This is a genomic window from Occallatibacter sp., from assembly GCF_049582745.1.
Taxonomy (GTDB): Bacteria; Acidobacteriota; Terriglobia; order Terriglobales; family Acidobacteriaceae; genus Telmatobacter.
The window spans coordinates 16,236-31,265 of the sequence record NZ_JBAUUO010000144.1 but is presented as its reverse complement, the minus strand read 5'-3'; the positions used below and the strand labels follow the sequence as shown (position 1 = coordinate 31,265).

Sequence of the window (15,030 nt, the reverse complement as noted above, 5' to 3'; positions counted from 1 at the left end):
GGCTCCCTTCCGCTTGTGGCTCTGAACTGTGCGTCCTTCTGAACTCACAGCCTAACCCACGATCAGCGCATCGGTGCCGGTCACTCCATACTGACTGTTAACCGGCCAATGTCTGCTCATGCTCCGGGGTCCGCGCGGATGGAGTTTCAAAACTGAAGAGGAAGAATCCGGCTGAAGTCAGCGAGAATGCAGGCGAACCTATGAGGCGAAATGGTGACGCTGGTGATCGTCGTGGACGCCGTCCCTCGAGGAGCAAAGAGTGCCAGGCCATCACGATCAGTACAGCCTAGCTTTTAAGCCAGATTGAGACTTTCCCACGCGCCACCAAAATAGTATGATTTTCACTCACTGCGGACCTGTGGTCCAAATCGGGAGGGCGAATATGCTTCTCGTTCCTTTCTTTCTGCTTCTCACGGCAGCCAATGCGTCGACGCCTGTTTATAGAGGATCGTTTGACAGCACAGAAGAACACTGGACCGTGGTTCATGGCTCAGCGGTGCTCGATATCAGCGTGCTGCATGACGGCCACAAGTCAATCCGGCTGGACCGGGACGCGATTTCGCAGGACGCATCTGTTCGTCTGGCCCCGGTCAACCTGACCATCGGCAAGCGCTACGAAGTGAGCGGATGGGTCCGAACGGAAGACCTGCAGGTGGCGGACGTGGATCGCACGCCGATTGCGATTGGAGCGGCTCTGGCAATGGCGTCCATGCCGTTCGACGTGCATTCCGCGGCGTTGGGAGGAACTCAGCCGTGGACACACGTGTCTCTCAAGTTTGTGGCCAGCCGCAGCAACGATCAGGTTGTGTTGACGGTGGGCAACGGAGGATCGTTTCGCGGAAAAGCATGGTTCGAAGGCATCGATCTGGAAGAGATACCCTCATCCGGCGACGAATGGCCGGCAAGGGAAGCGGTGCAGACGTTTGGCCCGGCGTACCGCTATCCTGCGGCCGGCTGGATCTATCTCCACATCGAGGGGCAGCCGTATGAGCGGGGATATCAGCACGGCCACCTGATGTCGCGCGAGATTCCCGAATATCTCGAACGCTGCGCGGCAGTTTTGGGCTCCAAAGATCATTGGGACGATTACCGCACCACGGCGAACGCGCTTTTTCTGCGTGGCTTTGACCGTGAAATTCTTGAGGAAATGCGGGGCATAGCCGACGGTGCTTCTGACGCCGGTGCGCGGTGGAAAGACCGCCGCATTGACCTGTTGGACATTGCTGTAGCCAATACCACCGTGGAGATGGGGGAGCTTGCTTCCGCGGTTTCCGCCACGCCTACCGGCCTCGAAGGAATGAGCTTCGATGCTCCGCCTTACTCCGATCGAAAGCGCGACACGGTAAAAGACCATTGCAGTGCTTTTGCCGCGACAGGACCGGCGACTCGCGACGGCAAGATGGTGATTGGCCACGTTACATGGTGGCCTTTGACGCTGGCCGAGCAGACGAACGTGATGCTCGACATCAAGCCTGCCTCGGGCCACCGCGTGCTGCTTCAGAGTTATCCCGGCGGCATCGAAAGCGGCACCGACTGGTATCAGAACGATGCCGGTGTGGTATTGACCGAGACGACTATAGATCAGACTCCATTCAATGGCGCCGGGACTCCGGTAGCATTCCGCGCGCGCATGGCCATTCAGTATGGTGGCAACATCGACGATGTGGTTCGCATTCTCAGTAAGCAGAACAACGGTCTCTACACCAATGAGTGGATCATGGGAGACGCCAAGACAAACGAGATTGCTGTTTTCGATCTGGGCACGAACCATACGAAACTGTGGCGCAGTTCAAGGAACGAGTGGTTCGGCGACACGCCCGGATTCTATTGGGGTGATAACAACGCCAAGGACCTCAGCGTACGGCTGGAAGAATACCCCGATCCCAAAGGCGATCCACAGTTCATTCCCTACGTTCCGAGCGGAAGAGACATGGCCTGGCAGCAGCTCTATCAGAAGTACCGCGGCCAGATCGACGAGCAGTTTGGGTTTCTTGCGTTTCATACCGCTCCGCTTGTAGCTGTGGCCACCATGGATGCGAAGGTGGTCACAGCCGACATGGCCTCGCACATGATGGTGTGGGCGGAGTTCGGCAGGCCCAATCAGCGGGAATGGCTGCCCAACAAGAAATACGACTTCGACGGAGATGATGGTCTCTATCCGTCTGGCTATTACCTGTTTGGTGCCGAGCCCTCCGCCACTTTGCGCGCCTCGATTGATCAAAACGAAGAAACGAGGATGACTGAGGCAGCAGGGCTGGAGACACCCAGGGCCATGCCGGCCTCAAACAACGTGGACTATACGAACCGCCTGTGGAAGGGCTGGCTATTGCCAGCTTCCGATAGCGATATCTGGTTCGTGGCGGGATCGGCTGAGTATTACCAAATACTTCAGTCAAAAGACATCGACGAAGCGATGAATGCCCAGCGTGCCGTCTGGCGCAGTTTGCAGGCGGGCGCGCCCACGGCACTCGACAAGTATCGGCTGGAACGCTCGAAAGGCGTTCTTTTTCTCGATTCACTCCGCGTTCGAATGGGCGACGATGCCTTTTTGAAACTGATGCGCGATTATTTTGTAGCCCAGACGACGAAAACCGTGACGGCAGACTCCTTCCTCGAGAAGGCGGGGCTTACACGGGTCGCCGCACATCTTGACGCCATCGATCCTCCCGACGGCCCAACCTACCTTGTCAATGACATCTGGCGCCGTCTCCCGTCTGCCGTCATTGTGTATGGGACGACGCGCGACGCAGGTGCGAACCGCTTCGCGGCCGAACAGCTGCAGCATAACTTTCTCAACGGCTACGAAAGCGAGGTCCCGGTCTACAAGGATTTCGAGGTCACGGATGACTTGCTGCGCCACCGCAACGTAGTGTTCGTTGGCCGGCCCGAGGCAAATTCGGCTCTCGCGCGCTGGTCGACGCAACTCGGCCTCGATTACGACGCTGCGACCTTCAAAATCAATGGCGACATGCACGCATCGGAACGCGAGGCGCTTATTCTCGCGGCGGACAACCCACTCGATCCCACGTGCATGGTGCTGCTTGTCGCCGGGAATGATGCTCTCAGCACCGTCAAGGCGCAAAATGTCGAGCTGACGGCCGATCAATACATCATTTTCCGGGATGGCAAGAGCCCGTTGAAGGGGTTTTTTGCCCGCAGCACAACCTCTGTTCAGCGAGCGCGAGTCGGGAATTGATTTGGCGCCCGCGCATCCATTCTGCAACTCACGACGAGAGGTTGATTAGGACAAAAGGATCGTAAAGCGGTTGCAAGCTCGCCGTCCGGGATCGCGGTTTCCGGGCTGTAGGCCCAATGAGCGCATGCGCTCACACAAAGATTCCGTCATTCGTCACAAATCAATGCAAAACCCACGCTCCGCTGCGGAACCTATCGGTAAGGAGCTGCGTAGCGTCTGAAGGCCCACATCGCCTGCTCCTCCCGATCGTTTTCGCACATCTGCCTCGCGAGGATGCGCTGATTTATAACTCGCCCGAACTGACGGAAATGCGCCGCAAGGAGGGCGCGAATCTCGCGGTCGAGATTCGTATCAATCTTGGCGGAACAACAGAACTAAGTCGTCTAAAATTGGCAGGCCGAACTCGAAACCTCACTTCCCGGCGAGCTGCGAAAGCTCCGACCCCGCAAGCAGGAACGCGCCTACACCGTAAACGTAGCTCGACGACGGCTTGAATTTGCCTGGCTCGCCGCCGATGGGCTGAATGGATCCGAGCCTGCCGTCCGCGTAGACATGCGTCAGCATTCCTGCCCAGGACTTTTTGACCGCGGGCAGATATTTCCTGCGATCGAGAAGCTTGTGGTGAATTCCCCATGCCATGGCGTACGTAAAAAATCCTGAGCCGGAGATTTCAGGATTCGGATAGGAGCCGGGATCGAGCAGGCTCGCGCGCCACAGCCCGTCCGATTGCTGCAGGCCAGCGATTCGCGCAGCCATATCTTTGAATTGCTGTTCGTATTTGGCGCGGTCAGGATAATCCGCGGGCATGCGCTCGAGAACAAATGCCAGACCAGCCAAAACCCATCCGTTGCCGCGAGACCAGAAGACCTTTTGTCCGTTGGCTTCATGCATCATGAAAAAACGGTCGTCGCGGAAGTAGAGATGTTCGGTGGGATCGTACAGTGATCCGGAAGTAATCCACCACTCGCGGTTCATGAAGTCGAGATAGCGGCGATCGCCCGTAGCTATCGAAAGTTGTGCCAGCACCGGTGGCGCCATATAGAGCGCATCGCACCACCACCACAGATTCTTTTTGGGATCGTCGGGGCGGGCCAGCAGCTTGTCCATGCCGTCGCGCGTAGCAGCGATTTCCTCCGGCTTGCGGTCCGCTGCATAAAAAGCAAGATAGGTTAGGCCGATGGCTTCGTCATCGGCATGAGCGAAGCGCGGGCCGATTTCCCAATGGTTGTCGCGTGCGACCTGGAGAACCCGATCGTGATAACGGCCGTCGCCTGTGGTTTTCGATGCAGCAAGAAGACCATCGTAGAGCGCTGCAAACGTCCACTGGATGTTGTAGCGCCCCTCGGAATGCTGCAGTTGCCAGTCGGCAACCTTCCTCATGGCCTTGAGAATCGCCGGGCGCTTCAGACTTGGAAAGAGATCGGAAGCAAGCGGGCCGGGATCATCCGGCTCGTCGCCGGCCGCGGCGCGTTCATCGATGATGGGGAGGGAAATCTGTGCGACCGCCGCGATGCGGTGTAAAGAGACAAATGACAAGATCAAGACGGCCAGAAAGGATTTCTTCATGAACCTGCTCGCGTTGAACTGCTGGAAGCTAGTGTATCGAGTCAGAGCACTCAGGCGACATTCATGTTTCCGCGCCGAAATTCGGCCCATGACACCGATCCGGCAAACTCGATAATCTGTTTTGCATATGGCGGAGCGCAACCCCGGTTATTGGCTTCACTGGTTGTTTGACTCCCGCGCCGGCGCACCGGGCAGGCTGATGCCGCGCTGGATCTTTCTGCGCGCGCTGGCTGCCATCTACTTCTCCGCGTTTTATTCGCTGCTGTTTCAGATCAAGGGGATGATCGGGCCTGACGGCATTATGCCGGCGCGCGATTACCTCACCGCAGTGGCCCAGCAATTCCCTTCGTCAAAGTTCTGGTACGCGCCCACGCTGTTTTGGCTATCGTCGAGTTCGCACGCATTAATGATCGTGACGTGGATCGGCCTGGCGGCTTCGATTATTGCGTTTGTGAACCTTTGGCCGCGGCTCAGCTTCTTGCTATGTTTTCTCTGTTTTCTTTCGTTTGTGACGGCGGCGAACGAATTCTCCAATTATCAGTCGGACGGCATGCTCCTGGAGGCTGGATTTATCGCACTCTTTTTTGTGCCGCGCGGTCTCATACCGGGACTTGGTGCAGGCACGCCGCCTTCGCGCGCCAGCCTGTTCCTGCTGCAGTGGGAGTGGTTCCGCATCTACTTTGAATCGGGCATGGTTAAGCTGGTAAGCGGCGACCGCCAGTGGCGGACGCTGACCGCGATGGATGAGTATTACCAGAACGGCCCGCTGCCCACCTGGATCGGCTGGTATGTCCAGCATCTTCCGCATTGGTTCCAGGCTGCAAGCGCGGCCGGCACGCTGGTGCTGGAACTTGCGATCGTGTGGATGCTCTTCTTTCCACGGCGGGTGCGCATTATATGTTTCTACATCGTTACGCCATGGGAGATTGGCGTAATTCTTACGGCGAATTACACGTTCTTGAATTACCTCGTGTTATCACTAGGATTCTTGCTTCTGGACGACAAATCTCTGCAACGCCTGGTGCCGTCGCGCTTTCGGAGCGCGGTGTCTTCACGTGCCGAATCTTCAGATGCGAAGGAACCGCAGGATCAAACCCAATCGGCCGACGATGGAACTGAAGCAGAGAACGAACGCAGTTCGCACGGTCGCGTTCCGCGCACCCTCAGTGGCAATCTCAGCGCGATTCGGCTCGCCATTGCCGCGGTCATGCTCACGTGGATCTTCTATGACACAACCGCGGAGATGATTGAGATTCTTTTTCGCACTCTGCCGCTACCCACCTTGCCGATCGAGGCGCTCGAGCATCTTCGCATCGCCAATCAGTACGGGCTGTTCGCAGTGATGACCAACGGGCGATACGAGATCGAGTTCCAGGGTTCGATTGACGGCGAGAACTGGATCCCGTATACCTTCCGCAACAAGCCACAGGCGTTGAACGAGGCTCCGCGCATCTACGCGCCGTATCAGCCGCGCTTCGACTGGAACCTGTGGTTTGCATCGCTTGGCGACTGGCGGCAGGACGATATCGTGCCGCTCACCGAAGAGCGGCTGCTCGAGAACGACAAGGCTGTGCTGGCGCTATTCCGCGACAACCCGTTTTCGCAGGCGCCGCCCCGCTATGTGCGCGCCGTTCTTTGGCAATACTGGTTCACCACGCGCGAAGAGAAGCGCACCACGGGAAACTGGTGGCGAAGGCAGCTCCTTGGACTCTACGCTCCCGTACTTACCCGGACGCCGGAGGGCCGGCCCGCTGTGGTTCAATGGCCTGACGAACTTCCTACGCATGACTGATCTGGGAGAATGATGGAATGAAGCGCGCCTATGTCATCGGATCCGGCCCCAACGGTCTGTCGGCTGCGATCGCGCTCGCCCAGGCCGGCATCGATGTCGAAGTCTTCGAGGCGGAGGCCGTGCCGGGCGGCGGAGCACGTACGCTGCCGTTGACGCTGCCTGGGTTTCTGCACGATTTCGGCTCGGCAGTCCATCCCATGGGGGCAGAATCGCCCTTCTTCACCACACTTCCTCTTGCCGACTACGGACTCACTTGGATCCACGGCGACGCGCCACTCGCGCATCCCCTCGACGATGGGACCGCCGTGATGCTGGAGCGCGATCTCGCCGATCAGGACAGGGAATTCGGGCCGGATGCCCAGGCCTGGCGCAGCCTGGTGACGCCGCTGGTGGATCACTGGGGTCGGTTTGCCGAGGAGTCACTCGGCCCGGTATTGCGCATTCCGCGACATCCGTTGTTTATGGCGCGCTTTGGTGCGCTGGCGTTTCAGTCGGCCAGGCGAATTGCGATGCATCGTTTTACGCAGCCGCGCTCGCGGGCCTTGTTTGCCGGGCTGGCCGCGCATTCCTTTCTCAGCTTGGACGACGCCCTCAGCTCCGCCGTTGCGCTGGTGCTCGGCGCCGCGGCGCACAAGGTTGGCTGGCCCGTTCCGCAGGGGGGATCGCAGAGCATCGCCAAGGCGCTTATTGGTCATCTGCAGAGTTTTGGCGGCAAGGTCTACACCTCGTGCCGCGTCAATCCCGAAATTTTTCACAAATTGAATTCGCCGCAGGTCGCAATGCTGTTTGATACCTCGCCGCGGCAGCTCGTTGGAATCGCCGGCGACTGCCTCACAAACGGTTTCCGCAGCCTGATGGAGCGCTTTAACCCGGGACCGGGCGTCTTCAAGATCGACTATGCTCTTTCGCAGCCGGTGCCTTGGCGTGCGTCGGAGTGCAAACGCGCTATCACCGTTCATCTCGGCGGCACTTTTGAAGAGATTGCAGAGGCGGAGGACGCGGTATTGAAGGGCCACCATCCGGATCGGCCTTTCGTGCTCACGGCGCAGCCATCGCTCTTCGATCCGAGCCGCGCACCGAGGGGACAACACACATTCTGGGCCTACTGCCACGTGCCCAACGGTTCTACGGTCGATATGGCGGATCGCCTTGAAGCCCAGATCGAGCGTTTTGCACCCGGCTTTCGCGACTGCGTACTGGCCCGGAACGTCTCGAATCCAGCGACGCTCGAGCGCATGAATGCGAACCTGCTGGGCGGCGACATCAGCGGCGGGGCGATGACGATGAAGCAGTTTCTGCTGCGTCCTTCCGCGCTCACCTACGAGACGAGCGCGCCGAATCTGTTTATATGTTCTTCGTCCACGCCGCCGGGTGGCGGAGTCCACGGCATGTGCGGTTTTCGTGCCGCGCAGGTTGCAATACGCAGAATGCGATTCCAGCAATAATTCTGCGATGATTCGCCGTGTTCATAGACGGTTTCAGCCGGCGCGCTTCAAATCAAATCCGCATTCGCTCCTATTTGATCTCTACTTCGTCGATCGAGAATTGAAACTTACCCGGCTCCTGGACACGGATGAATCCAATTCCGCTGATATCGCTGCCGTCGGTCTCAAACGTTGAGAACGGAAACGTGTAGTGCTTCCACTCCGGACCCGCGGTAAACGACGTCATTGCCGGTGCTTCACCGCTCTGGCCGCTTCGCGCCTCGGTCAGCACAATCAGCGTATAGGTCTGGCCATCGCCCTTAGCCCAGAAGCTAATGGTGCTTTTCTTCGATAGGTTCACGGGCTTCATCGGTGCAATGCCCGGCGAGAAGAGTGCTCCGGCAAACACGAATGGTCCGCCAGGAACCAATTCGCCGCTCACCTGCATCGCGTTCTTCGTTCCGGCCGCGCCAGGCTCAACGACGTCGAATTTCGAATTGGATTTTCCTCCCTGCATCGCGTCGCTGGCCGGAATCCACATTCCATAGGCGGCGGCGACTTTACCTCCGTCGAAGTTACTCACCATGTTGTTCTCTGAGCCGGCAGGCACCGGTGCCATGGCCGCCGGTTTTCCCGTCTCTCCACCGGCGCCGGTAACGGTCAGCTTTACAGTCGTGGTTTTGTTTGAACTCGGTCCCACCATCATGTCGAAGACACCCGGTTCGACGACGCGATGCATGTCAATGTTCAGAATCGACAACATCTCTGGCGTAACCGTGAAGGTCACGGTGCGCTTTTCACCGGGCTTCAGCGTGATGCGCTCGAACCCTTTCAACTGCATCACCGGCTGCGTAACTGAAGCCACGCGCTGATGAATATAAAACTGCGGAACCTCGTCCCCTTCGCGCGTTCCGGTGTTGGTTACGTCGACGCTGACCTTTGCCGTGCCCGCCTGCATAATCTGCTGCGGTTCAATCTTCAGGTTTTCGAACTTGAACGTTGTGTAACTCAGGCCATAGCCGAAGGGAAACAGCGGCTGGCGCGTCGAGAACTCGTAGCTGCGATTCGCCGAGGGTTTGTGGTTGTAGTAGTCCGGCAGCGCACCTACCGTGTGCGGAAACGTGATCGGCAATTTTCCGCCGGGATTGGCATCGCCGAAGAGCACGTCGGCGGCGGCCGTCCCGCCTTCTTCACCGAGATAGAATCCTTCGAGAATTGCAGGAACATGCTCAGCGATGTAGTTGACCGACAAGGGGCGGCCGTTCAGCAGAAGCACAACCACCGGCTTGCCGGTTTCGACGACAGCTTTCACGAGATCGTTTTGGGCGCCGAGCAGGTCGAGCGAGTCGCGATCGCCGAGATGATCCTCAGACCACGCTTCGCGATTGGTGCTTTCGTTTTCGCCGACAACAAGGATCGAAACATCGGCCTTCTTTGCCGCATCCACCGCCGCCTGTATCGATGCAGTCTGCGTCTTCGGGTCGACGAGCTGCACATCGTTTGCCCACCAGCCGAGGAAGCCCTGCGGCGCGGTGGTGATCTTGCAGCCTTCTGCGTAGAGCACCTTGACCTTGTCGCCGACCTTGGCCTTGATGCCGTCAAGCACGCTGACTCCGTACCCGGGGTCGCGGCTATATCCGCCCAGGTGAACGTCGGCGGCATTCGGACCGATGACGGCGATGGACTTCAGCTTCGTCATGTCGAGAGGCAGCAGGTTCTTGTCATTCTTCAGCAGCACGATAACCTTGCGCGCCGCTTCCGCAGCCAGCTTCTTGTGCTCGGGACTGTTGTTCACCTTCTCTGCGTAATCAGGATCGACGTATGGATTGTCGAACAGCCCGAGCCGGAATTTCGTCGCCAATACTCGCGCAACCGCCCGATCCACTTCGCTCTCGGGAACCAGGCCCTGCTTCACCTGGTCGACCAGCGTGCTGTAGACCGTGCCTTCTGACAATTCGTAATCGATTCCCGCAGCCAGCCCTTGCCGCGCTGCGTCCGCAAAGTTGTACGCCACGTGATGCGTGCCTACCAGCATCTGCAGACCATCGCCATCCGATGTCAGGTAGCCGTCAAATCCCCACTCCTGGCGCAATACCTTATCGAGCAGCCAGTGGTTGATGTGGTTGGGCACGCCGTCGATTTCGTTGTACGAGGCCATCACGCTGCCCACATGCGCTTCCAGCACAGCTGCCTGGAAGGGGACGAGGTAGGTCTCGCGAATCACGCGTTCCGAGATGTTGCCGGGCGCTGTGTTGGTGCCGCCTTCGGGCGCGCCATGCACAGCAAAGTGCTTTGCCGTAGCGAGAACGTGGTGGCGATCGATGGAATAGGAATCGCCCTGAAGGCCCTCGATGGCGGCGACGCCCATGCGCGAAATCAGGTAAGGGTCCTCTCCGTATCCTTCCTCCGTCCTGCCCCAGCGCGGATCGCGCGCCATATCCAGCACCGGCGAGAATACCTGTCCCGCCCCGCGCGAGCCGGCCTCATCGCCAACAGCCGTGAAGACACGTTTCACCAGCGCCGGATCGAACGTCGCTGCCAGCCCCAATGCCTGCGGAAAGCTCGTGCTGCCGTACTCCATGTAGCCGTGCAGGGCCTCACCGAGAAACATTGCCGGAATTCCGAGGCGCGACTTCTCGCGCAGATAGCGCTGCACGCCGTTGCGGAGAATTGCAGCCTGGCGCGGAGTGAACTTCACCTCCGGCCCCCACTCCGCCGACAGCGTCTTGCGAGCTGTTTCCGTAGTAAACGTTCCGGTGGGATCGATGACCTCGATCTTCGAGTCCCAGCCGCCCGTGATCTGATGGACCTTTTCTTCAAGCGTCAACCGCGGCAATAGGTCGGCGACCCTATCGGCGATAGGCAGTGACGCGTCTTTGTAGCGGGGCGTCTCCGTCGACGGCGCAGACCTTTCCTGCGCTGCGGCGCACAACGTGAAAACGACGAGTCCAATCGCCAGACTCGAAAGCAACAACTTTGAGGAATTACGCACGGGTAGAGTCATGGTATTTGCAGGTATCCCTGGATCCTTCCGGGTGTACGGCGAGTCATTCTATCTGACCTACGCAGCACATGCATGTGCGGTTCAACCTATCGCCAAGAAAGATAGCCAGAACCTCACCGGAGGCCTCGATTCGTCAGGATCGTATCCGTTCCGGTTCGCATCCAAGCTGGAGGAAGGTAAGCCATCGTCTGTAGAATGAAATCATTCATAAAGGTGACCTCAAACGAGGCTAGAAAGCGTCCATGCGCCGTGTCGCGCTAATTTACAATCCTGCTTCAGGTCAGCATTCAGGAGGCCGCGCATCCCAGGTTCGGAATGTGATCGCGGCTCTGCGCAAGGCGGGAATCGAAGCCGAAGCACTTGAAACCCATGCGCCGGGCAGCGGGAAATCTCTCGCGCTTGCCGCCAGCCGGCAGGGCTATGACGCAGTGCTGGCATGTGGCGGCGACGGCACCGTGCATGAGGCGCTTCAGGCGCTTGTCGGAACCAAAGTCGCTCTCGGTGTCATTCCTCTCGGGACCGCGAACGCGCTGGCGCAGAACCTCGGGCTGGGGCGAGATCCGGTGAAGGCCGTGCGGGTGCTGCTTAATGCCGAGCCGATTGAGATCCCCGTCGGTCGCATCTTTTTTCAGGAAGCCAATGGCGCGCAGGGTTGGCGATACTTCACGGTCGCGGCTGGAATCGGTGCCGACGCGCTGCTGATGTCGAGCATGGACCCGGTGATGAAGCGTCGCCTGGGGTATGCGCTCTACATGATTGAGGCATTCAAGATCTGGGTATCTCATCCGTTTCCGCTTTTCGACGCAGCGTTTTCTATAAGCGGCAACAGCGAGCCTCGTGTCGAACAGGTTTCGCAACTGCTTGCCATACGCATCCGTTCCTTCGGCGGGGCGCTGGGGGTATTCGCTCCCGGCGCTACCCTGCACAAAAAAGATCTGAGCCTGGTAGCCTTCAAGACCCGCAGCCGCTTCCATTATTTTCGCTTCCTGCTCGCGACCATCGCAGGCCACCAGACTTTTTCTAGGGCAATCGAACTTCTCGACGCCGATTTTGTCGAATGCCGCCCCGCGAACGGATCAAAGTCGAAGGTGTTTGTGGAAGCTGATGGCGAGGTGCTGGGCACATTGCCGGCGCGCATCGAGGTTGCGCGGGAGACGCTGATGCTCCTCATTCCTCCCGGCGCTCGGCCGTAGAGATTTGCAGCTTCGGTCCCCCTCCTGCAATCATCGCTGCGACGCTTTTTCATCCGGAGTCTCAGCATGAAACGAATTGCTCTCTTTGTCTGTACTGCCATCATTACGTCAGCCGCTTGTGCTGTCGCGCAAAAACCCGCGTGGGAGCCTGCTCCCGGTCACGTCACCCTGCCGCTCTGGACTAACGGTGCACCCGGCGCGCCGGCCAATCCTCCGGCTGAGATCGACACAACCAAACCCACCGACAACCTCATCGCCGGCCGCCCGCTTATTCGTCTGGGCAACGTCTCTAATCCGACTCTGACGCTTTATGCGCCAAAGGCCAACGCGACGCGACCGGCTGTTGTTGTCTTTCCGGGTGGCGGTTATCAGATCCTCGCCATCGATCTCGAAGGCACCGAAGTCTGCGATTGGCTCAACTCCATGAACGTGGCCTGCGTGCTGGTGAAGTATCGAGTTCCCAACGCCGGTCCGTATCCCAAATCCGCTGCAGCCCTGCAGGATGCGCAGCGCGCTCTTGGCATGGTTCGCCAGCACGCCGCCGAGTGGCACATCGACCCCAATCGCGTCGGCGTTCTCGGCTTCTCCGCGGGGGCGCACCTGGCTGCCGCGCTCAGCACCCACTTCGACAAGCGCCTTTACGATTCCATCGACGCCGCCGATCAGCTCAGTTGTCGGCCCGATTTTGCGTTCATCATCTATCCCGGCTATCTCGCCAATGCCGCCGAGCACATGGCGCCGAATGCAGATATCAACCCGACGGCGCAGACGCCACCCACATTCATCGTGCAGGCCGAAAATGACCCCGTGCACGTCGAAAATGCAACAGTCTACTTTCTCCAGTTGAAGGCCGCCAAGGTTCCCGCTGAACTGCACATCTACGCGGAAGGGGGACACGGATACGGCCTGCGCCGCACCGAACTGCCCGTGACCACATGGCCGGATACAGCGAAAATCTGGCTGCAGACGATCAAAATGCTGCCGCACAAATTGGAAGGCGCGCACGGATCGGCAGGGAACTAGAATCACTCCCATGCTCTTCTGTGTTCTCACCGTTTCCGATCGTTGCTCCCAGGGCCTCATGACCGATACCGCGGGCCCGGCGGTTGTCGCGCTGCTGCGCCGGCACTGGCCCGCTGCACAGGTTGAAACCGCCCTCGTTCCCGACGACGAAGAAAAAATCGCCGCGCAGCTCAAACAATGGAGCACGCAGGGAGCCGCGCTGGTCCTCACGGCGGGCGGCACTGGCATGAGTCCCCGCGATCGCACGCCCGAAGCCACGCTCCGCATCCTCGATCGCGTGGCTCCTGGACTGTGCGAAGCCATGCGTGCTCGTGGCGCCGAGAACAATCCGTTTTCCTGGCTATCTCGCGGCGTATCCGGGTTGCGCGGCTCGACGTTGATTGTCAATCTGCCAGGCAGCAAGCGCGGCGCTGAAGAGAGCCTTGGCTCGATCCTGGTGCTGCTGCGCCACGCGCTTGAAGTCGCCGAGGGCGGCCAGAGCCACCCCTGATCTGCCGGCACGGTCCTAGGATTGGAAACGTTTTCTCGATCGGAGTCCATCGCGCGTCGTCAACTTGCGCAATCCGCCGCAGGATCAATCCCAGTCAACGTCATGGATTCAGTATTTTCCTGCCGAGTCCGGAGCGCAAATTTCTGTTGGAGTCCTATCGTGAAACACGAGAAAATACTCTAGAATCGGTGTATCTATGGGCGGCGCAAGGAAGAACCCGAACCGGCTTCGTGCAGCCAGCGCGAGCATTCGCGATGTGGCGCAGCGCGCCGGTGTCTCCATTGCCACGGTTTCCCGCGCGGTAAACGGTATTTCCACGGTCGCGCCCGCGCTTGCAGAGCGCGTATGGAGCGCAATCAAGGAAGTGGGCTACGTACCCAATACCCAGGCCCGCGCGCTCGTCTCCGGCCGCAGCCGCATCCTTGGCCTCGTGGTTTCGGAAATCACCAATCCATTCTTTCCCGAACTCGTGCAGGAGTTCGAGAACCTCGCTGTCGAGCAGGGCTACGAGGTCTTCATCGGCTCCACAAACTACGAAACTGCCCGCACCGAGGCGCTCATCCGACGCATGCTACAGCGCAGCGTCGACGGTGTCGCCATCATGACCTTCGGTATCGAGGAGGAACTGATCCAAAGGCTCGTTGAGCGTGCGTTTCCCGTGGTGTTTGTCGATGCGGGGCCCGATCTGCCGAATATTCGTGTTCTCAAGGTCAACTACGGAGAGGGGATCCGCGAAGCTGTGCAGCATCTCGCGGCGCTGGGCCATCGCCGCATCGCCTTCGTCAGCGGTCCTTTGCGGATGCGCTCAGCAGTGGCGCGGCGCGACGCTTTTCTTGCCGCCATGGCCGAGCTTGGACTTCAGGTTCCGCCTGAGCATCAGGTCGAAGGCACCCACACCATGGAAGGCGGCATCAGGGCCAGCGAATCTCTGCTGGCGCTCGCCGAGCTTCCCACGGGGATCGTCTGCTCCAACGACATGACCGCCATTGGCGTGCTGCACGGTCTGTATCGCTCAAAGAGCGCGGTGCCGCAAGACGTCTCCGTCGTGGGATTCGACGACATTCATCTTGCACAGTTCATGCTGCCTCCGCTCACCACGGTGCAGATGTCGTGCAAGCATCTCGCCGCAGCCGCCGTTCAGGCTCTGCGCGCCGGCATCGAGCCCGGTCATCCCCAGGCCCAGCAACGGGAGTGGCACATTTCCACGCAACTCGTGGTGCGCCAATCTACCGCCTTTCCACGGGGCAGCCTGCCGGCCCTGGCCAAGACAAGACCCTCGACGCGCCGCACCGCAATCAAGCATTAATCCCCACTTGTTCTCTCAATTGAACGGTTTCCGACT

The 15,030-nt window shown here is 59.3% G+C and carries 9 protein-coding genes; 7 read left to right on the top strand and 2 right to left on the bottom strand.

Going from position 1 to position 15,030, the window contains the following annotated elements; translation table 11 throughout:
* Window positions 1-382 precede the first annotated feature (382 nt).
* Entirely contained in the window at window positions 383-3,196 is a 2,814-nt protein-coding gene (locus tag WCA10_RS20530; protein WP_472824391.1) for a C45 family autoproteolytic acyltransferase/hydolase, read from the top strand.
* A gap of 411 nt (window positions 3,197-3,607) precedes the next feature.
* Here WCA10_RS20530 and WCA10_RS20525 read toward each other — a convergent pair whose 3' ends face one another.
* A complete protein-coding gene (locus tag WCA10_RS20525) occupies window positions 3,608-4,762 on the bottom strand; it encodes a glycoside hydrolase family 88/105 protein (protein WP_472824390.1) in 1,155 nt (384 codons plus the stop codon).
* A gap of 127 nt (window positions 4,763-4,889) precedes the next feature.
* Between WCA10_RS20525 and WCA10_RS20520 the strand changes: the two genes are divergently transcribed.
* Together WCA10_RS20520 and WCA10_RS20515 are read left to right on the top strand one after the other, a co-directional pair.
* The gene (locus tag WCA10_RS20520) at window positions 4,890-6,554 is read left to right on the top strand and encodes a lipase maturation factor family protein (RefSeq protein ID WP_472824389.1); all 1,665 of its coding nucleotides are present in this window, start codon (window positions 4,890-4,892) and stop codon (window positions 6,552-6,554) included.
* A 17-nt stretch (window positions 6,555-6,571) separates the two neighbouring features.
* Window positions 6,572-7,999: a phytoene desaturase family protein gene (locus WCA10_RS20515; RefSeq protein WP_472824388.1), complete on the top strand. Its 1,428-nt coding sequence runs from the start codon at window positions 6,572-6,574 to the stop codon at window positions 7,997-7,999.
* Between the two features lie 70 nt (window positions 8,000-8,069).
* Here WCA10_RS20515 and WCA10_RS20510 read toward each other — a convergent pair whose 3' ends face one another.
* The gene (locus WCA10_RS20510) at window positions 8,070-10,982 is read right to left on the bottom strand and encodes a CIA30 family protein (RefSeq protein ID WP_472824387.1); all 2,913 of its coding nucleotides are present in this window, start codon (window positions 10,980-10,982) and stop codon (window positions 8,070-8,072) included.
* A gap of 242 nt (window positions 10,983-11,224) precedes the next feature.
* On the opposite strand from WCA10_RS20510, the gene WCA10_RS20505 reads away from it, so the two are divergent.
* The 4 genes from WCA10_RS20505 to WCA10_RS20490 all read left to right on the top strand — a co-directional run bounded on the left by WCA10_RS20505 (window position 11,225) and on the right by WCA10_RS20490 (window position 14,994).
* On the top strand, window positions 11,225-12,175 hold the full coding sequence (locus WCA10_RS20505; protein ID WP_472824386.1) for a diacylglycerol/lipid kinase family protein: 951 nt from the start codon (window positions 11,225-11,227) through the stop codon (window positions 12,173-12,175).
* A gap of 66 nt (window positions 12,176-12,241) precedes the next feature.
* Entirely contained in the window at window positions 12,242-13,198 is a 957-nt protein-coding gene (locus tag WCA10_RS20500; RefSeq protein WP_472824385.1) for an alpha/beta hydrolase, read from the top strand.
* Window positions 13,199-13,208: 10 nt separating this feature from the next.
* On the top strand, window positions 13,209-13,688 hold the full coding sequence (locus tag WCA10_RS20495; RefSeq protein ID WP_472824384.1) for a MogA/MoaB family molybdenum cofactor biosynthesis protein: 480 nt from the start codon (window positions 13,209-13,211) through the stop codon (window positions 13,686-13,688).
* Between the two features lie 196 nt (window positions 13,689-13,884).
* On the top strand, window positions 13,885-14,994 hold the full coding sequence (locus WCA10_RS20490) for a LacI family DNA-binding transcriptional regulator (RefSeq protein ID WP_472824383.1): 1,110 nt from the start codon (window positions 13,885-13,887) through the stop codon (window positions 14,992-14,994).
* The last annotated feature ends 36 nt before the right edge of the window (window positions 14,995-15,030 follow it).

What these genes read in the sequence shown, in the direction of transcription:
- WCA10_RS20530 (WP_472824391.1), top strand. Translation starts at nt 383, where the DNA reads ATGCTTCTCGTTCCTTTCTTTCTGCTTCTCACGGCAGCCAATGCGTCG.
- WCA10_RS20525 (WP_472824390.1), bottom strand. Translation starts at nt 4,762, where the DNA reads ATGAAGAAATCCTTTCTGGCCGTCTTGATCTTGTCATTTGTCTCTTTA.
- WCA10_RS20520 (WP_472824389.1), top strand. Translation starts at nt 4,890, where the DNA reads ATGGCGGAGCGCAACCCCGGTTATTGGCTTCACTGGTTGTTTGACTCC.
- WCA10_RS20515 (WP_472824388.1), top strand. Translation starts at nt 6,572, where the DNA reads ATGAAGCGCGCCTATGTCATCGGATCCGGCCCCAACGGTCTGTCGGCT.
- WCA10_RS20510 (WP_472824387.1), bottom strand. Translation starts at nt 10,982, where the DNA reads ATGACTCTACCCGTGCGTAATTCCTCAAAGTTGTTGCTTTCGAGTCTG.
- WCA10_RS20505 (WP_472824386.1), top strand. Translation starts at nt 11,225, where the DNA reads ATGCGCCGTGTCGCGCTAATTTACAATCCTGCTTCAGGTCAGCATTCA.
- WCA10_RS20500 (WP_472824385.1), top strand. Translation starts at nt 12,242, where the DNA reads ATGAAACGAATTGCTCTCTTTGTCTGTACTGCCATCATTACGTCAGCC.
- WCA10_RS20495 (WP_472824384.1), top strand. Translation starts at nt 13,209, where the DNA reads ATGCTCTTCTGTGTTCTCACCGTTTCCGATCGTTGCTCCCAGGGCCTC.
- WCA10_RS20490 (WP_472824383.1), top strand. Translation starts at nt 13,885, where the DNA reads ATGGGCGGCGCAAGGAAGAACCCGAACCGGCTTCGTGCAGCCAGCGCG.